At 66.1% G+C, this 14171-nt stretch carries 17 protein-coding genes; 9 read left to right on the forward strand and 8 right to left on the reverse strand.

What is annotated here, in order from left to right:
- Positions 1–89 precede the first annotated feature (89 nt).
- Positions 90–1697, forward strand: coding sequence for an amidohydrolase (locus tag QOJ24_RS16775; RefSeq protein ID WP_526263164.1), 1608 nt, complete (start codon positions 90–92; stop codon positions 1695–1697).
- Here QOJ24_RS16775 and QOJ24_RS16780 read toward each other — a convergent pair.
- On the reverse strand, positions 1682–2305 hold the full coding sequence (locus tag QOJ24_RS16780; RefSeq protein ID WP_526263166.1) for a PadR family transcriptional regulator: 624 nt from the start codon (positions 2303–2305) through the stop codon (positions 1682–1684). The genes QOJ24_RS16775 and QOJ24_RS16780 overlap by 16 nt on opposite strands.
- A 62-nt stretch (positions 2306–2367) precedes the next feature.
- Here QOJ24_RS16780 and QOJ24_RS16785 point away from each other — a divergent pair, with 62 nt between their 5' ends.
- Positions 2368–3186, forward strand: a complete 819-nt coding sequence (locus QOJ24_RS16785) for a maleylpyruvate isomerase N-terminal domain-containing protein (protein WP_526263168.1) — start codon at positions 2368–2370, stop codon at positions 3184–3186.
- A gap of 7 nt (positions 3187–3193) precedes the next feature.
- Here the strand turns inward: QOJ24_RS16785 and QOJ24_RS16790 are convergent, their stop codons facing one another.
- The 3 genes from QOJ24_RS16790 to QOJ24_RS16800 form a co-directional block, all read right to left on the reverse strand.
- Positions 3194–3826 (reverse strand): heme-binding protein, encoded by a 633-nt coding sequence (locus QOJ24_RS16790; protein WP_526263169.1) that lies wholly within the window; start codon positions 3824–3826, stop codon positions 3194–3196.
- A complete protein-coding gene (locus QOJ24_RS16795; protein ID WP_526263171.1) occupies positions 3823–4308 on the reverse strand; it encodes a TspO/MBR family protein in 486 nt (161 codons plus the stop codon). The genes QOJ24_RS16790 and QOJ24_RS16795 overlap by 4 nt, the downstream gene beginning before the upstream one ends.
- A 138-nt stretch (positions 4309–4446) precedes the next feature.
- Positions 4447–5037, reverse strand: coding sequence for a hypothetical protein (locus QOJ24_RS16800; RefSeq protein ID WP_526263173.1), 591 nt, complete (start codon positions 5035–5037; stop codon positions 4447–4449).
- 129 nt (positions 5038–5166) lie between these two features.
- Between QOJ24_RS16800 and QOJ24_RS16805 the strand changes: the two genes are divergently transcribed.
- A complete protein-coding gene (locus QOJ24_RS16805) occupies positions 5167–6141 on the forward strand; it encodes an o-succinylbenzoate synthase (protein WP_526263175.1) in 975 nt (324 codons plus the stop codon).
- Here QOJ24_RS16805 and QOJ24_RS16810 read toward each other — a convergent pair.
- The 3 genes from QOJ24_RS16810 to QOJ24_RS16820 are packed head-to-tail and all read right to left on the reverse strand — an operon-like array spanning position 6112 to position 7444.
- Complete coding sequence (locus tag QOJ24_RS16810; RefSeq protein ID WP_526263177.1) at positions 6112–6366, reverse strand: hypothetical protein; 255 nt, start codon at positions 6364–6366, stop codon at positions 6112–6114. The genes QOJ24_RS16805 and QOJ24_RS16810 overlap by 30 nt on opposite strands.
- The gene (locus tag QOJ24_RS16815; RefSeq protein WP_526263179.1) at positions 6363–7223 is read right to left on the reverse strand and encodes an oxygenase MpaB family protein; all 861 of its coding nucleotides are present in this window, start codon (positions 7221–7223) and stop codon (positions 6363–6365) included. The genes QOJ24_RS16810 and QOJ24_RS16815 overlap by 4 nt, the downstream gene beginning before the upstream one ends.
- Positions 7220–7444 carry a hypothetical protein gene (locus QOJ24_RS16820; protein WP_526263181.1) on the reverse strand — a complete coding sequence of 75 codons (225 nt, stop codon included), beginning with the start codon at positions 7442–7444 and terminating at the stop codon, positions 7220–7222. The genes QOJ24_RS16815 and QOJ24_RS16820 overlap by 4 nt, the downstream gene beginning before the upstream one ends.
- Positions 7445–7565: 121 nt before the next feature.
- On the opposite strand from QOJ24_RS16820, the gene QOJ24_RS16825 reads away from it, so the two are divergent.
- The 5 genes from QOJ24_RS16825 to QOJ24_RS16845 are packed head-to-tail and all read left to right on the forward strand — an operon-like array spanning position 7566 to position 12256.
- Positions 7566–8534 carry a GlxA family transcriptional regulator gene (locus tag QOJ24_RS16825; protein ID WP_526263182.1) on the forward strand — a complete coding sequence of 323 codons (969 nt, stop codon included), beginning with the start codon at positions 7566–7568 and terminating at the stop codon, positions 8532–8534.
- Between the two features lie 10 nt (positions 8535–8544).
- Positions 8545–9303, forward strand: coding sequence for a DJ-1/PfpI family protein (locus QOJ24_RS16830; RefSeq protein ID WP_526263184.1), 759 nt, complete (start codon positions 8545–8547; stop codon positions 9301–9303).
- Positions 9300–10076, forward strand: coding sequence for an alpha/beta fold hydrolase (locus QOJ24_RS16835; RefSeq protein ID WP_526263186.1), 777 nt, complete (start codon positions 9300–9302; stop codon positions 10074–10076). Before QOJ24_RS16830 ends, QOJ24_RS16835 begins: the two co-directional genes overlap by 4 nt.
- Before the next feature lie 9 nt (positions 10077–10085).
- Positions 10086–11726 carry a 2-succinyl-5-enolpyruvyl-6-hydroxy-3-cyclohexene-1-carboxylic-acid synthase gene (gene menD / locus QOJ24_RS16840; RefSeq protein WP_526263188.1) on the forward strand — a complete coding sequence of 547 codons (1641 nt, stop codon included), beginning with the start codon at positions 10086–10088 and terminating at the stop codon, positions 11724–11726.
- Positions 11723–12256, forward strand: coding sequence for a DUF3592 domain-containing protein (locus QOJ24_RS16845; RefSeq protein WP_526263189.1), 534 nt, complete (start codon positions 11723–11725; stop codon positions 12254–12256). Before menD ends, QOJ24_RS16845 begins: the two co-directional genes overlap by 4 nt.
- On the opposite strand, the gene QOJ24_RS16850 is transcribed toward QOJ24_RS16845, so the two are convergent.
- The gene (locus QOJ24_RS16850) at positions 12211–12921 is read right to left on the reverse strand and encodes a DsbA family protein (protein ID WP_526263191.1); all 711 of its coding nucleotides are present in this window, start codon (positions 12919–12921) and stop codon (positions 12211–12213) included. The genes QOJ24_RS16845 and QOJ24_RS16850 overlap by 46 nt on opposite strands.
- Before the next feature lie 132 nt (positions 12922–13053).
- Here QOJ24_RS16850 and QOJ24_RS16855 point away from each other — a divergent pair.
- Positions 13054–14171 (forward strand): glycosyltransferase family 4 protein (locus tag QOJ24_RS16855; RefSeq protein WP_526263193.1); only part of this gene is annotated, 1118 nt, incomplete at its 3' end.

The following is a 14171-nucleotide window of genomic DNA, read 5'->3' on the forward strand; positions in this document are numbered from 1 at the left end:
AGCCACGTACTCCCCGGCCCAGGCGCCTCTCCCGCCTGGGCTGGGATCATTTCTGCCGTCAACCAACCGTCGTCCAGCAAGATGACGGTGTGCCCAAAGCCGAACTTGTCATCCACGGAACAGTTCTGACCGTCGACGACGCACAACCCACCGCTGCGGCGATGGCAGTGGCCGACGGTCGAATAACAGCCGTCGGCAGCCGGGCCGACATCCAACCGCTCATCGGGCCCGACACCGACGTCATCGACATCGGCGATGGCTGTGCGCTGCCGGGGCTGATCGAGGCGCATGGGCACCCGCTGATGGAGGCGATCGCGTTGTCGGACCGGCTGGTCGACATCCGGCCGGTGACGATCGCCGACGCCGACACCGTCGTCGCTGCGGTCAAGGCCGAGGTGACCAAACGCGGAGACGACGGGGCGTATCTCAACGGCTGGGATCCGCTCCTGCAGAACGGGCTTCCCGAGCCGACGCTCGACTGGCTCAACGGCATCGCGCCCGACACCCCGCTGGTCATCATTCACAACTCCGGCCATAAGGCGTACTTCAACTCGGCGGCGGCGGCTCGAAGCGGGCTGACCCGCCACACCCCGGACCCGAAGGGCGCCCAATACGGTCACGACGCCTCGGGCGAACTGGACGGCACCGCCGAGGAGACCGGCGCGGTGTTTCCCTTGCTGGCCGGCGCGATACAGCCCAGCGACTACCCGGCGATGCTGCTCGCCGAATGCGCGCGGCTGAACCGGGCCGGGCTGACAACGTGTTCGGAGATGGCCTTCGACCCGATGTTCCGGCCGATGCTCGACCAACTGCGCGACCAACTGACGGTCCGGTTGCGCACCTACGAGATGTCGACCGCCGAGATGACCACCGACGAGTCTGTGACAAACGGCGACGACACCGTGCGTCAGGTGGGCATCAAAATCTGGGTCGACGGCTCGCCGTGGGTCGGCAACATCGATCTGTCCTTCCCGTACCTGGACACCGCCGCGACGCGTGCCATTGGTGTGGTGCCGGGGTCGTGCGGGCACGCCAACTACACCCGCGAACAGCTCGCCGAAATCGTCGAGGCCTACTTCCCGCTGGGCTGGCAGATGGCCTGCCATGTCCAGGGCGACAAGGGAGTCGACACGATTCTCGACGTCTACGAGGAGGCGTTGGAGAAGCACCCGCGCACCGATCACCGGCTGCGGCTCGAGCACGTCGGCGCGATCAGTGACGAACAACTCCAGCGCGCAGCCGATCTCGGCGTCACCTGCAGCATCTTCGTCGACCAGATCCACTACTGGGGCGACATCATCGTCGACGGGCTCTTCGGGGCCGAACACGGATCACGATGGATGCCATGCGGATCCGCGGTCGCCACCGGTATGCGCATCTCGTTGCACAACGATCCGCCCGTAACGCCCGAAGAGCCGCTGCGCAACATCAGCGTCGCGGCTACCAGGACCGCGCCCAGTGGTCGGGTGCTCGGACCTGAGCAGTTGCTCACCGTCGATCAGGCCATCCGGGCCCAGACGATCGACGCGGCATGGCAGCTTTTCAGCGACGACGTGATCGGCTCGCTGGAAGTCGGCAAATATGCGGATTTCGTTGTCCTTTCGGCGGATCCGCGGACCGTGGCGGCCCAGGACATCGCCGACCTCGAAATCCGCGCAACCTATCTCGCTGGACGGAAGGTCTACGGCTCGGGCTGAGCGAGCATCCGCTCCAACCGCTCTCGCGTTTCCGGTGTCAGGCCGACGTCCTTGGTGTCCGGCCATTCATCGATTTCGGCGATCGTGCGTTCGCACCATTGAATGAGCAAGCGGTAGAAGTCGTTCATGAACATGCCCATCGGTTCGACGAGATGAAGCCGTTGCGGGAACGGCCCGCCGGTGTCGAGCACGTCCCGGACCACCGCGTAACCCTTGACGTAGAACTCGCGGGCCTGCCGCGCGGTGGCTTCCAGCGAGTCGCGCAGGCTGTCTTTGGTGGTCTGGTCCCCGAGGAACATCCGGAGAAACCCCTCGACTTCGACGATGGGGGGGCCGGGCTCGGTGCCGAACCATTCCTGCAGTGCCGCGCGGCCTTCCGGTGTGATCGTGTAGCGCGTGCGCTGGCGACGCGGCCCATCGACCACCTCCGCGGTGGCGTGCCCGCGCTCGACGAGCCGCTTGAGTTCCGCATACAAGTGGGCATCAGAGCGTGGCCAGAAAAGGTAGAGGCCCCGTCGTATCTGGGCGACGATCTCGTATGCGGTCCACGGCTGCAGGGCCAGCAAGCCGAGCAGCGCGAACGATGTGGTCGTCGGCTTGGAAGGCATCTCTTGACAATACTCCAATGTGGAGTAACTTTATGCTCCACATTGGAGTATGGGGGCGCGACATGAACCAAACGGACCACGACGCGATCGTGGACACCGACCGCGCCGAGTTGAGGGACCGCATCGAGGACATGCGCCGGCGGTTCTATCAACTCGCGCTCGCCGCAGACCCGAGTGCTCAATGCCCGGACTCGGCGTGGGATGTTCAGCACATCGTGGCCCACGTCGTGTCGGTCGCCCAGCGTTATCGTGCGGTCGGCGAGACCGGCGATTTTCGGCGCGCCCGCACGCCGCGTGAGCTGGACCAGATCAACCAGGAGGAGATGGAAGCGCTGCTCGCGCCCATCCCTGTACTCGTCGACCAACTCAAGTCGCTCGACCCGCTGATGGATGAACTCTTCGACAGCCTGGCCAAGGACTACTCCGTCGAATTCCACTACGGCATAGAGGTTTCCGGGATCGTTGCGCAGATCAACTGGCTGTTGGAGCTGGCCTTCCACGGCGAGGACATCGCGCGAGCTGTTGGGGTGCCATGGGAGATTCGCGAACGCGACATGTTGCTGATGCTCCGCGAAGGTGCGGAGGTGTCACCCGCGTACGTGCGTTCAGACCTCGACCCCGCCATCGACATGTGTGTGGCACTCAAAGTTCCGGGTGCCCGACCATACGTGATTCATGTGCATGACGGGACCGCCGAGATGCGCCCTCGTCAACCGACCGACAGACCCGACGCCGTCCTGAGGGCGCCCGCGTCGACGATGATGAGGATGCTCATGGGCCGTATCGGGCCTGTCACCGCCACGCGGCGAGGGCTCCGCGTCGTCGGCGGACGGCGGCCATGGAAGGTGATGAAGCTGCAATCCTGCTACGAGACGGCCTGATCCGGGGTCAACCCGCTACCGGGATGGCGATTTCGTTGCGGCGACGGAACGGCAGAGTCCACGGCGGATCGTAGAACCATGCAACGGGTTCGCCCGCTGTGTCGATTCCCTTGTCGCGCAGGCTCCTCTGCAGCTCCTCGGTTTTGGCGGTGACGGCGGTCGAGCTACGGTCGCCGCTGAATCGCAGTACCGCCACTGTCTCTCCCGGGACTGTCACCAACGCGACTTCGTCGTCGTCTGGCGTCGGCAGCGTGTCGATCGTCCACTTGGACGGCATGAAGAACCGAATCGTCCAACGGTCGTCGGACACCCGGGACTGGCCGACCGGAGCCGTCATCGCGATGTCGTCGCCGCCCCGATCGGACTGCTGGGCCACCGGTGCCGTCATGGCGATCGTTTGATCGCGGTGGTTGCCGCCGAAGATGTATCTGGCGAGGCGTCTGAACCCGATACTGCGGGCGCGATCCTCGTCGTCGGCAACGACCGTCGTTTCCGCGGCGATGCGGGGACCGTACCTGCGGAGCTCGACATCGTCGGTCAACGGCGTGCTGATGTGGTGTGGCTCTTCGGTGCCGAGTCGAATGCCGACGATCGATAGGACGGACTCCGCAATCTGGCCGGGCAGCTTGGTGATGTTCATCGGTTTCGATTGAGCTTCCAGATGTGGGTGGACAGCACGGTGGCGAACGCGCACCACAGCGGATAGAGGGCAAGCGGTGCGGCCCGGGTACCGCGGACAGCCGCGGCGCGCCGAGTCAGATCAGCGCTGCTGACTGTCAGCACACCGGCTGCAATCGCCGACGTTCCGAGCAGTCGCTTGGTGAAGAAAAGCCAGGACCAGCCGGCGTTGAGAACGAGGTTGGCGGCCAGCGCCGCGGTGTATGCCCGCTTGTTGTCGTTCTCATGACGCGCATCGAGGTCGTCGATGGTGGACGCCGACACGGCGGCGATATCCGCATACAGGATCGGCCAGACGATCGGAAACGCTTGTCGCGGAGGCTGATACGCGGGCTTCTTCAACGCTGCATACCACGCCGATTGCGCAGGCCGGCTCGCCAGTCCGCCGAGAACACCGGTTGCGGCGACGGCCAGCGCGTTGAGAGACAAAGTCCGGAGCTGCATGCGGCCCCTTCCTGTTTGGATTCAATACTTAAGTATCTTAAGTATATCCCAACAGGTTCGAAACTAAACCTGACACGTCATCGCCCAGCGGCAACCGTGGTCGCAGCTGGGCGATGACGCTGTGAGACTGATCAGTGGTTAGTCGTCTTTGCTCTTCTTCGCTCCGACGGTCGCGTTGGTCTGCTTAGCCGCTGCCTGGCTGCCAACCGCACTGGATGCCGCAGGCCCCAACGGGTTACGGATGCCGATGTTGGCGACACCGATGTTGTTGTTCGTAGTGTTGAAGGCGCCGATTTTGCCGCTGCCCTGGTTGAAGAAGCCGACATTGGCGACGCCTTGGTTACCAACTCCGACGTTGCCAGCACCGACGTTGTTGATACCGCCATTCAACGCGCCCTCGTTGCCGGAGCCGAAGTTCAACGCACCGATATTGTTGTTCCCGAAGTTGCGGGAGCCGGTGTTGTTGAGGCCGACGTTGAAGTCGCCGTTGTTGCCGGCACCCAGGTTGGGCGTGCCGGTCAGCAGGCTCAGCTGCACGTTAGGCGGAACGAGCGGCAACGGCGGCAGTGCCCCGCACACAGCCACGGCGGGCGCGACGGCGACGCCGGCTCCGAAGGCGATTGCATCGCCGATTGCCAGCAGCGCTTGCGAGCCGACGCTCGGCGGCGGCAGAAGGTCAGCGAGTGCACCCAGTGCGACATTGGGTGATGCGGTCTGCGGTACGGCCACCGGTGCGGGTGTGGAAGTGGCACCGGCGGCGATGACACCGGCGCCCAGGGCGGCGAGCCTGCGGCGACGGAGAACGGAGAGTAAGTTGCATCTTCTGACCGAGGAGTGGCGCCAGAAAGCGATGACATCGTGCCGTCGGTAACCGACATCGTCGATCGTCTGCATGTGGTCGCCCTGCCGATGAGGGTGAAGTTTCGCGGCATCACCGTCCGCGAGTTGGCGCTATTCGACGGCCCTGCGGGCTGGGGCGAGTTCGGCGCCTTTCTCGAATACGACCCGCCCGAAGCTGCGGCGTGGTTGGCGGCGGCGATCGAGGCCGCATACACACCGCCCCCGCCGACGCACCGCGACCGCATCGCGATCAACGCCACCGTGCCCGCCGTCGCCGCCGGGCGGGTGCCCGAGGTGCTGGCCCGCTTCCCCGGCGCGCGCACCGCCAAGGTGAAGGTCGCCGAGCCGGGCCAGACGCTCGCCGATGACGTGGCCCGCGTCAACGCCGTGCGTGATCAGGGGCTCGCGGTGCGCGTCGACGCCAACGGCGGCTGGACTGTCGCTGAGGCACTCGAGGCCGCGCGGGCGCTGACCGCCGACGGGCCGCTGGAGTACCTCGAACAACCCTGCGCGACGGTCCCGGAACTAGCCGAACTGCGCAGCCTTGTCGACGTGCCGATCGCTGCCGACGAAAGTATCCGCAAGGCCGATGATCCGTTACATGTCGTACGGTCGGGCGCCGCCGACATCGCCGTGCTGAAGGTCGCGCCGTTGGGTGGAGTAGCCAAGATGCTCGACATCGCCCGGCAGATCGATATACCGGTCGTGGTCTCCAGCGCGCTGGACTCTGCGGTCGGTATCAGCCGGGGGCTTCTCGCCGCAGGCGCCCTACCGGAGCTGCCGCACGCATGCGGGTTGGGGACGGGCGGACTGTTCGTCGAAGACGTCGCCGAACCGCTGACGCCCGTCGACGGCTATCTGCCCGTCGCGACGGTGACACCGGATCCCGCCCGGCTGCAGGGATTGGCCGCGTCACCGCAGCGGCGGCAGTGGTGGATCGGCCGGATCACGGCGTGCTACGCATCAGGGCGCACAGATCTCGGGGCCGAATAGGAGAAGCGGCCACAGCACGGTCGTCGCGCCGAACGCGGCCAGCTCGGAGCCGGCGGGAAGGCGCGTCTCCAAGTGGCTTTCGACCCGAGCGACGTCGTCGGCGTTGACGAACGTCCACGCGATTCCGATGACCAGGTAGGGGATCGCCATCCACAGTGCGAACTCGAGCATCGCTTCGATGCTGACCTTGCGGCTGAGCAGCCGACGCAGACCCGTCATCGTCATATCAGGCTGCTGTGCGCGCGGACCCGCCTGCGCACATCGGCCAGCACGATGTGGCTGCCGCCCTGACGGATGAACACCGGCAGGAATCGGTTGACGAATGCCACCAGAAGGAACAGCCATTCGAATCGGCGCTGCTTGCCGCTGCTCCAACGCACACCCAACGCGTCCCGGAAAACGGGCGCGAGAAATCCGACGGTCAGGAACTTCAGGAGCGGCCGAAATGGCAGCCCCAGCACAGGGTTGATCATCCGAAGGTTGATCAGGTCGGAAAGATATTCGCGGACCGACTCGTCGATGACCACCCGTGAGCATGCGTCATCCCAGTACGCGTCGAACTCGACACGGGTTGCGGGCCACTGGTCCTCGGTGACCTGCAGGGTGGTTCCCAATGTCCACGAGGAGCGATAGAACTGTTCGGCCTGTTCGGCTGTCATTTCACCGCGCAGCAGCTTATAGGTGTCCTCGAGGCCCACGAAAAGGCATGCCGCCACCCACATCTGGAGTTCGCGGTCGAAGGCGTTGTACTTCACCGGACTTTCGGGGGTGGAGATCACCTGGCGGTGTGCTCCGTCGACGGCTGCACGGAACGCGGCGCGGTCCTCCTCGGATCCGAACACCGCGACGGCGAGGTACTGGGACGTCGTCCGGAGTCGCTTCCACGGGTGCTTGAGAATGCTGCCCGCGTCGACCTTGCTCTCGACCACGCCGTATCCAACTCCTGGCGACGCCAGTTGCATGACGACGTTGGCCGCCGCGGCGGCGAACGACCAGAAGTCCATCGCCTCTTTCACCGAAACCTCGGCCTCGGGATCCCAGCGCGCGGCCTGTCTCGTCACCGAGATCCGGGTGCCGGTCATGCCACGCACACGTCTGAGAACAGCAGTACCGGCCAGCTGATGACCGAAACCACAAGTGACGCCACCTGGTCGACGCGGCCAAGCTCGTTGAGGTGGTCGATGTGCGTGAGCGTCCAGAGCATGCCGATCACCAGGTAGGGAATGGCGGCCAGGATGGCCGTCCCGATCCACTCGGCGATCGTCATCTTGACGGCAAGAAGCTTTCGCAGCGTGGCAAGCATGGCGCCTATGTTAATGATCATTCCGCTCTGTTCAGCGCTTTCGCCGACATAGAGACACGATGGCCTAATTTGTGGGGTACAGGGCATAGACGCCATCGCCGGAGTAGCCAACACTGAGACGGTGACGCGATCGGTGGTGATCCTCGGCTTCCCCGGCGTTCAGGCGCTGGACGTGGTGGGGCCGTTCGACGTGTTCACCGGCGCGACGCAGAACCTGGCCGCACTGAACCGCGCCGACGAGGGTTACGACGTGACGATCGCGTCCGTCGGCGGGGCGCAAATCGCGACCGGCACCGGCCTGGTGCTCGTCGCCCAACCGCTGCCTGATCCCGACGGGCCCATCGACACCGTGGTGCTCCCCGGTGGATGGGGTCTCGACGACGCGCGCAAGAACCCCGTCGTCGTCGACTGGGTCAAGGCGGTGTCGGGAACCGCCCGCCGCGTCGTCAGCGTGTGTACAGGTGCGTTCCTCGCCGCGCAGGTGGGTCTGCTCGACGGCTGCAGGGCGACCACGCACTGGGCGTTCGCCGATGAGCTGGCACGCCAGTTTCCCTCCGTCGCAGTCGATCCCGATGCCATCTTCGTGCAAAGCTCGCCGACGGTCTGGACGGCGGCCGGTGTCACCGCTGGAATCGACCTTGCGCTGTCGCTGGTCGAGCAGGACCACGGCACCGAGGTGGCCCAGACGGTGGCCCGCTATCTGGTGCTTTATCTGCGTCGGCCGGGCGGGCAGAGCCAGTTCGCCGCACCCGTGTGGATGCCTCGCGCCAAGCGGGCGCCGATCCGAGAGGTGCAGGAGTCGATCGAGGCGCAACCCGGTGCTGCACACACCATCTCCGATCTGGCAGGCAGGGCCGCGATGAGCCCTCGGCATTTCACCCGGGTGTTCACCGACGAGGTGGGTGAGGCGCCCGGTGCGTACGTCGAGCGCATCCGGACCGAGGCTGCGCGTCGACAGCTGGAGGAGACCGACGACACCGTCACAGTGATCGCAGCGCGCTGCGGCTTCGGCACCTCAGAGACGTTGCGCCGCAATTTCGTTCGAAGAATGGGCATTTCGCCCGACCAGTACCGCAAGACATTCGCCTAGAGGAGGAATCATGCAGATCGCCATCGTGCTGTACCCCGGCTTCACCGCACTGGATTTCATCGGACCGTACGAAAGCCTGCGCATGCTGCCCGACGCGGACATGCGCTTCGTGTGGCATGAGCCGGGACCGATCACCGCCGACTCCGGCGTGCTCGTGGTCGGTGCGACGCACTCGTTCGATGAAACTCCCTCTCCGGACGTCATTCTCGTGCCGGGCGGGTTCTCCACGATGGAGCATGCCCGCGACGAGAAGGTGCTCGACTGGCTGCGCAAGGCGCATGAGACCGCGATGTGGACGGCGTCGGTGTGCTCGGGTTCGATCATGCTCGCGGCGGCCGGGCTGCTGGAGGGCAAGCGAGCCACCTCGCACTGGGCGGCGCTGTCGGCGCTCAAGGCGTTGGGCGTCAAACCTGTCGGCGATGAGCGCATCGTATCGGCGGAGGACTCCGCCGAAAACAGGATCGTGACCTGTGCCGGTGTCTCGGCAGGGATCGACCTCGGGCTGTGGCTCGCGGGCCAGATCGGCGGCGAAGGACGGGCCAAGGTCATCCAGCTGTCGATGGAGTACGACCCGCAGCCGCCGTTCGACTCCGGCCACATGTCGAAGGCGTCGGCGACCACCAAGGCGGGGGCCGTCGCGCTGATGGGCAAGGATCTGGTCAAACCCAAGCAGCTGAAAGCCGCGACCGGACTGTTGTGGGACCACGCGATCGAGCGGGCCCGGACGAAGCGCCGCAAGGGCCGCGCTCGCGTAGCCTCTGCTGGGTGAATCTGGCCTACGACGAACGCGGCTCCGGCGAACCGGTGCTGTTCATCGCCGGTCGAGGCGGCGCGGGGCGTACCTGGCAGCTGTATCAGGTTCCCGATTTCGTTCGGGCCGGCTACCGGGCGATCACCTTCGACAACCGGGGGATCGGCGCCACCGAGCAGGCCGATGGGTTCGGCGTCGAGCAGATGGTCGCCGACACCGCTGCGCTGATCGAGAACCTGGACGCCGCACCCGTGCGGATCGTGTCGGTTTCGATGGGCTCCTTCATCGCGCAGGAGCTGATGTTGGCCCGTCCCGAACTGGTCCGCTCGGCAGTATTGATGGCCACCCGTGGCCGTCACGACCGGGCCCGCGAGTTCTTCCGCGCGGCCGAAGCCGAGCTGGCCGACTCCGGCGTCGAGCTGCCTGCCGCCTACGACGCGAAGCTGCGGCTGCTGGAGAGCTTCTCGCCTGCGACGCTCAACGACGACCTCGCGGTCCGCGACTGGATCGACATGTTCACCATGTGGCCGAGCAAGCCGACGCCGGGCATCCGGGCCCAACTCGACGTCGGCCCGCGCGACAACCGGCTACCCGCTTACCGAAGTATTACGGCGCCGGTCCTGGTCCTCGGGTTCGGCGACGACATTGTGCTGCCGCCACACCTTGGCCGTGAGGTCGCCGACGCCCTGCCGAACGGCCGTTACCTGGAGATTTCCGACACCGGACACCTCGGGTTCATCGAGAAACCGCAGGTGGTGAACGCGGCGGCGCTGAAATTTTTCGGCGAATAGGCTGTAGTGGTGAACCCATCGACGGCACAGGCACGTGTCGTCGTCGACGAACTCATTCGCGGCGGCGTGCGCGACATCGTGCTGTGCCCCGGTTCGCGTAACGCGCCGCTGGCATTCGCACTGCACGACGCCGACCGCGCAGGCCGGGTTCGGCTGCACGTTCGCATCGACGAGCGCACCGCGGGCTACTTGGCCATCGGGCTGGCGGTCGCCGAGGGCGCCCCGGTCTGCGTGGCGATGACGTCGGGCACCGCGGTTGCCAACCTCGGCCCAGCAGTGGTGGAGGCCAACTACGCGCGGGTGCCGCTCATCGTGCTGTCAGCCAACCGGCCCTACGAACTGCTGGGCACCGGCTCGAACCAGACGATGGAACAGCTCGGCTATTTCGGCACGCAGGTGAGGGAGAACATCAGCCTCGGGCTGGCCGAAGCCTCACCGGAGCGGATGGACGAATTCAATGCGCAGTGGCGCTCGGCGACCTGTCGAGTGTTGGTGGCCGCCACCGGTTCTCGAACAGCGAACGCCGGGCCGGTGCAGTTCGACATTCCACTGCGCGAGCCGCTGGTGCCCGACCGCGACCAGGATGCCTCGACGTCGTACGCGCCGCAGGGCCGGCCGGGCGGAAAGCCGTGGACCTACACCCCGCCGGTGACGTTCGATCAGCCCCTGGACATCGACCTGACCCCGGACACGGTCGTCATCGCCGGGCACGGCGCAGGCGTGCATCCGAACCTTGCGGCGCTTCCGACGGTCGCCGAACCGACCGCCCCGCCCGCCGAGAACCCGCTGCATCCGATGGCGCTGGCGCTGCTGCGTCCGCAACAGGTGATCATGGCGGGCAGGCCCACGCTGCACCGCCCTGTCTCTGCGCTGCTGGCCGACTCGTCGGTGCCGGTGTTCGCACTGACGACCGGGCCGCGGTGGCCAGACGTCTCGGGAAACTCGCAGGCCACCGGCACCCGTGCGGCTACCAGCGGTGCCCCGAACCCGGCCTGGCTGCGTCGCTGCGCCGCCGTCCACAGCCAGGCCTGCCAGGCGGTCCGCGATCAACTCGAGGCGCACCCGTTGACCACCGGGCTGCATGTCGCCGCGAAAGTGGCCGACGCACTGCGTGCTGGTGATCAGCTGGTGCTCGGGGCGTCGAACCCCGTGCGCGATGTCGCGCTGGTCGGCCTGCACCCGCGTGGCATCACGGTGCGGTCCAATCGCGGCGTCGCCGGTATCGACGGCACCGTGTCGACGGCGATCGGCGCGGCTTTGGCACACGACCGCACCGGCGGCCGGACCGTCGCGCTGATCGGTGACCTGACCTTCGTGCACGACAGCTCGGGGCTGCTGATCGGGCCGACCGAGCCGACGCCGCGGCATCTGACGATCGTGGTGTCCAACGACAACGGCGGCGGCATCTTCGAATTGCTCGAGCAGGGTGATCCGCGGTTCTCCGATGTGTCGTCGCGAATTTTCGGCACACCGCACGACGTGGATGTCGGCGCGTTGTGCCGGGCCTACCACGTCGATAGCCGGCAGATGGAGATCGGCGATCTTGCCGCCGCCCTGGACGAACCGTTCGACGGTATGCGGGTACTGGAGGTGAAGGCCGACCGGTCGTCGCTGCGGGCGCTGCACGCGTCGATCAAGGCGGCGTTGTGATCGAACCGGTGAAGCGGTTGGTGCGCATCGTCAATCCGCACCTGTACGGCGAACCCGGAGAGACCCGCACCGCACGGAACTTTCGGCGGATGAGGATCGCAATCGTCATCGTGGCGTGCCTGGTGACACTGCAGTCCCTGCTGCTGGTGCTCGGCGCATGGCGCAACGACCGGCAGATCGCGGGCAACATGGGGGTAGCCGAGGCTGAGGTGCTGAGTGCGGGACCGCGACGCTCGACGATCGAGTTCGTCACACCCGACCGCGTCACCTACCGGCCCGAGCTAGGTGTGCTGTATCCGTCCGAATTGGACACGGGCATGCGAATTTACGTCGAGTACGACAAAGACAATCCCGATCTGGTCCGAGTGCAGCATCGCAACGCCGCGCTGGCGATCATTCCGGCCGGATCGATCGCCGTGGTCGGCTGGCTCATCGCAGGGGCGGCGTTGATGGGGTTGTCGCTGTTCGAGCGACGGCTAGCGGGTCAGGCCGACGAACCCATCAAACTGTCCAGCCAGTCGTCGTCGTGAACGTCGACCTTCTCCTGCGTGTTGAGGTCGTAAACCGTTGGGGTTCCGGTGGTTATCGGATCTATGCCGATCAACCCGCCGTAGTTGTAGGCGGACATCTCGTCGATGTCGAGGTTGTCGGGAGCGGCACCGTCGCGAATCTTGCTCGCGACACTGTCGGGGATGCCGGACTCCTGCGCCATCCTCGCCATCGCCTCGTCGCTGGGTCCGGGGCCGCCGGGCTGCTGATGGGCCCATAGGTCTTCGACGAAACGCTGAAACTCCGGCCCCGACGACTTGTCGGCCTCGTCGGTCGAGCCGGGCGCCCCGACCGCGAGGAACAACGCATTGGCGACCCGCGCCGAATGGCGGTCCGTGGTCGGCGTGTCCAGGAACGTCAGCGGGCGGTAGGTCACCACAAGCTCGCCGAGGTTGATGTAGTGCTCGATGTCGTTGCCGAAGGACGACTGCAGTTCTTCGCAGTGGCTGCACTGCGGTTCGGTGTACAGCTCGATCTGCACCGGGGCGTCGGGATCGCCCGCGACGATGCCGTATCCGTCCTCGCTGAGGGCCAGCGGAGGCTGGGTCGGATCCTGTGTCGCAGTGCCGCTGATCTGGTTGGTGCAACCGACGGCGCACATCAGCACGGCCGCCGCCGTTACCGCCATCAGGCGAGGAATTCGCATGTCAACCGTCCTCCTTGTGCGCACACTACCCGCCCGCGGACGCCCGATGTTCTGACCTGTTGGCATGCAAACTTTGCGTGTCGTATCCCAAGACGCAACCTTGCCGACAGCCGACGATGTCACCATCTTGGTGTGCGCGTTGCGATCGTCGCAGAGTCCTTCCTCCCGAATGTCAACGGCGTCACCAACTCGGTGCTTCGGGTCATCGAGCACCTCCGCCACCACGGTCACGAAGTCCTCGTGATCGCGCCCGACGCACCGCGGGGCCAGCCGCCCGCGGATCGCGTCCACGACGGCGTACGTGTTCACCGGGTGCCGTCACGAATGTTTCCGAAAGTCACCTCGCTGCCCCTAGGTGTGCCGCGGCCGCGAATGGTGAAGGTACTGAGGGGATTCGACCCAGACGTCGTGCACCTCGCGTCGCCGGCACTGCTCGGTTACGGTGGTCTACACGCCGCGCGCCATCTCGGCGTGCCGACCGTCGCGGTGTTTCAGACCGACGTAGCGGGTTTCGCGCAGAGCTACGGCATGGGCATCGCCGCCCGAGCCGCCTGGGCCTGGACGCGTCACCTGCACAGCCGCGCGGACATGACGCTCGCGCCGTCGGTATCGGCGATGGAAAACCTTGCTGCACACGGCATTCCCCGAGTCCACAAATGGGCGCGAGGGGTCGACATCGCGGGATACGCGCCATCGGCCCGTGATGAGCGGCTGCGCCAAACCTGGTCACCCCACGGCAAGTCCATCGTCGGCTTCGTGGGCCGCCTCGCGCCGGAGAAGCACGTCGACCGCCTCGCCGTGCTGGGCCGACGCGACGACTTGCAACTCGTCATCGTCGGCGACGGCGTGGACCGGGCCAAGCTCGAATCCGCGCTGCCGACCGCCCATTTCACCGGTGCGCTCTACGGCGCGGAACTTGCCGCCGCGTACGCCAGCATGGACGTCTTCGTCCATCCGGGCGAGCACGAGACCTTCTGCCAGGCGGTGCAGGAAGCGATGGCGTCGGGATTGCCGGTCGTAGCGCCCGATGCGGGTGGACCCCGAGATCTGGTGGCGCCCATGCACACCGGGTTGCTGCTGCCGGTCATCGAGTTCGAGGCACGGCTGACGACGGCCGTCGATCACCTACTCGCCGAGAGGCAGCGCTATTCGGTGGCGGCCCGCCGCAGCGTGCTCGGCCGCACCTGGCCCGCGATCTGCGACGAGTTGATCGGCCATTACGAAGTCGTCCTCGGCACTCGCGGCGTCAA

The organism is Mycobacterium sp. (genome assembly GCF_032159775.1).
GTDB lineage: Bacteria > Actinomycetota > Actinomycetes > Mycobacteriales > Mycobacteriaceae > Mycobacterium.

Excerpts from the sequence above, each read along its gene's own strand:
- QOJ24_RS16785 (WP_526263168.1), top strand. The coding sequence starts at position 2,368 with ATGAACCAAACGGACCACGACGCGATCGTGGACACCGACCGCGCCGAG.
- QOJ24_RS16810 (WP_526263177.1), bottom strand. The coding sequence starts at position 6,366 with ATGACGATGACGGGTCTGCGTCGGCTGCTCAGCCGCAAGGTCAGCATC.
- QOJ24_RS16815 (WP_526263179.1), bottom strand. The coding sequence starts at position 7,223 with ATGACCGGCACCCGGATCTCGGTGACGAGACAGGCCGCGCGCTGGGAT.
- QOJ24_RS16820 (WP_526263181.1), bottom strand. The coding sequence starts at position 7,444 with ATGCTTGCCACGCTGCGAAAGCTTCTTGCCGTCAAGATGACGATCGCC.
- QOJ24_RS16850 (WP_526263191.1), bottom strand. The coding sequence starts at position 12,921 with ATGCGAATTCCTCGCCTGATGGCGGTAACGGCGGCGGCCGTGCTGATG.
- QOJ24_RS16790 (WP_526263169.1), bottom strand. The coding sequence starts at position 3,826 with ATGAACATCACCAAGCTGCCCGGCCAGATTGCGGAGTCCGTCCTATCG.
- QOJ24_RS16830 (WP_526263184.1), top strand. The coding sequence starts at position 8,545 with ATGCAGATCGCCATCGTGCTGTACCCCGGCTTCACCGCACTGGATTTC.
- QOJ24_RS16780 (WP_526263166.1), bottom strand. The coding sequence starts at position 2,305 with ATGCCTTCCAAGCCGACGACCACATCGTTCGCGCTGCTCGGCTTGCTG.
- QOJ24_RS16795 (WP_526263171.1), bottom strand. The coding sequence starts at position 4,308 with ATGCAGCTCCGGACTTTGTCTCTCAACGCGCTGGCCGTCGCCGCAACC.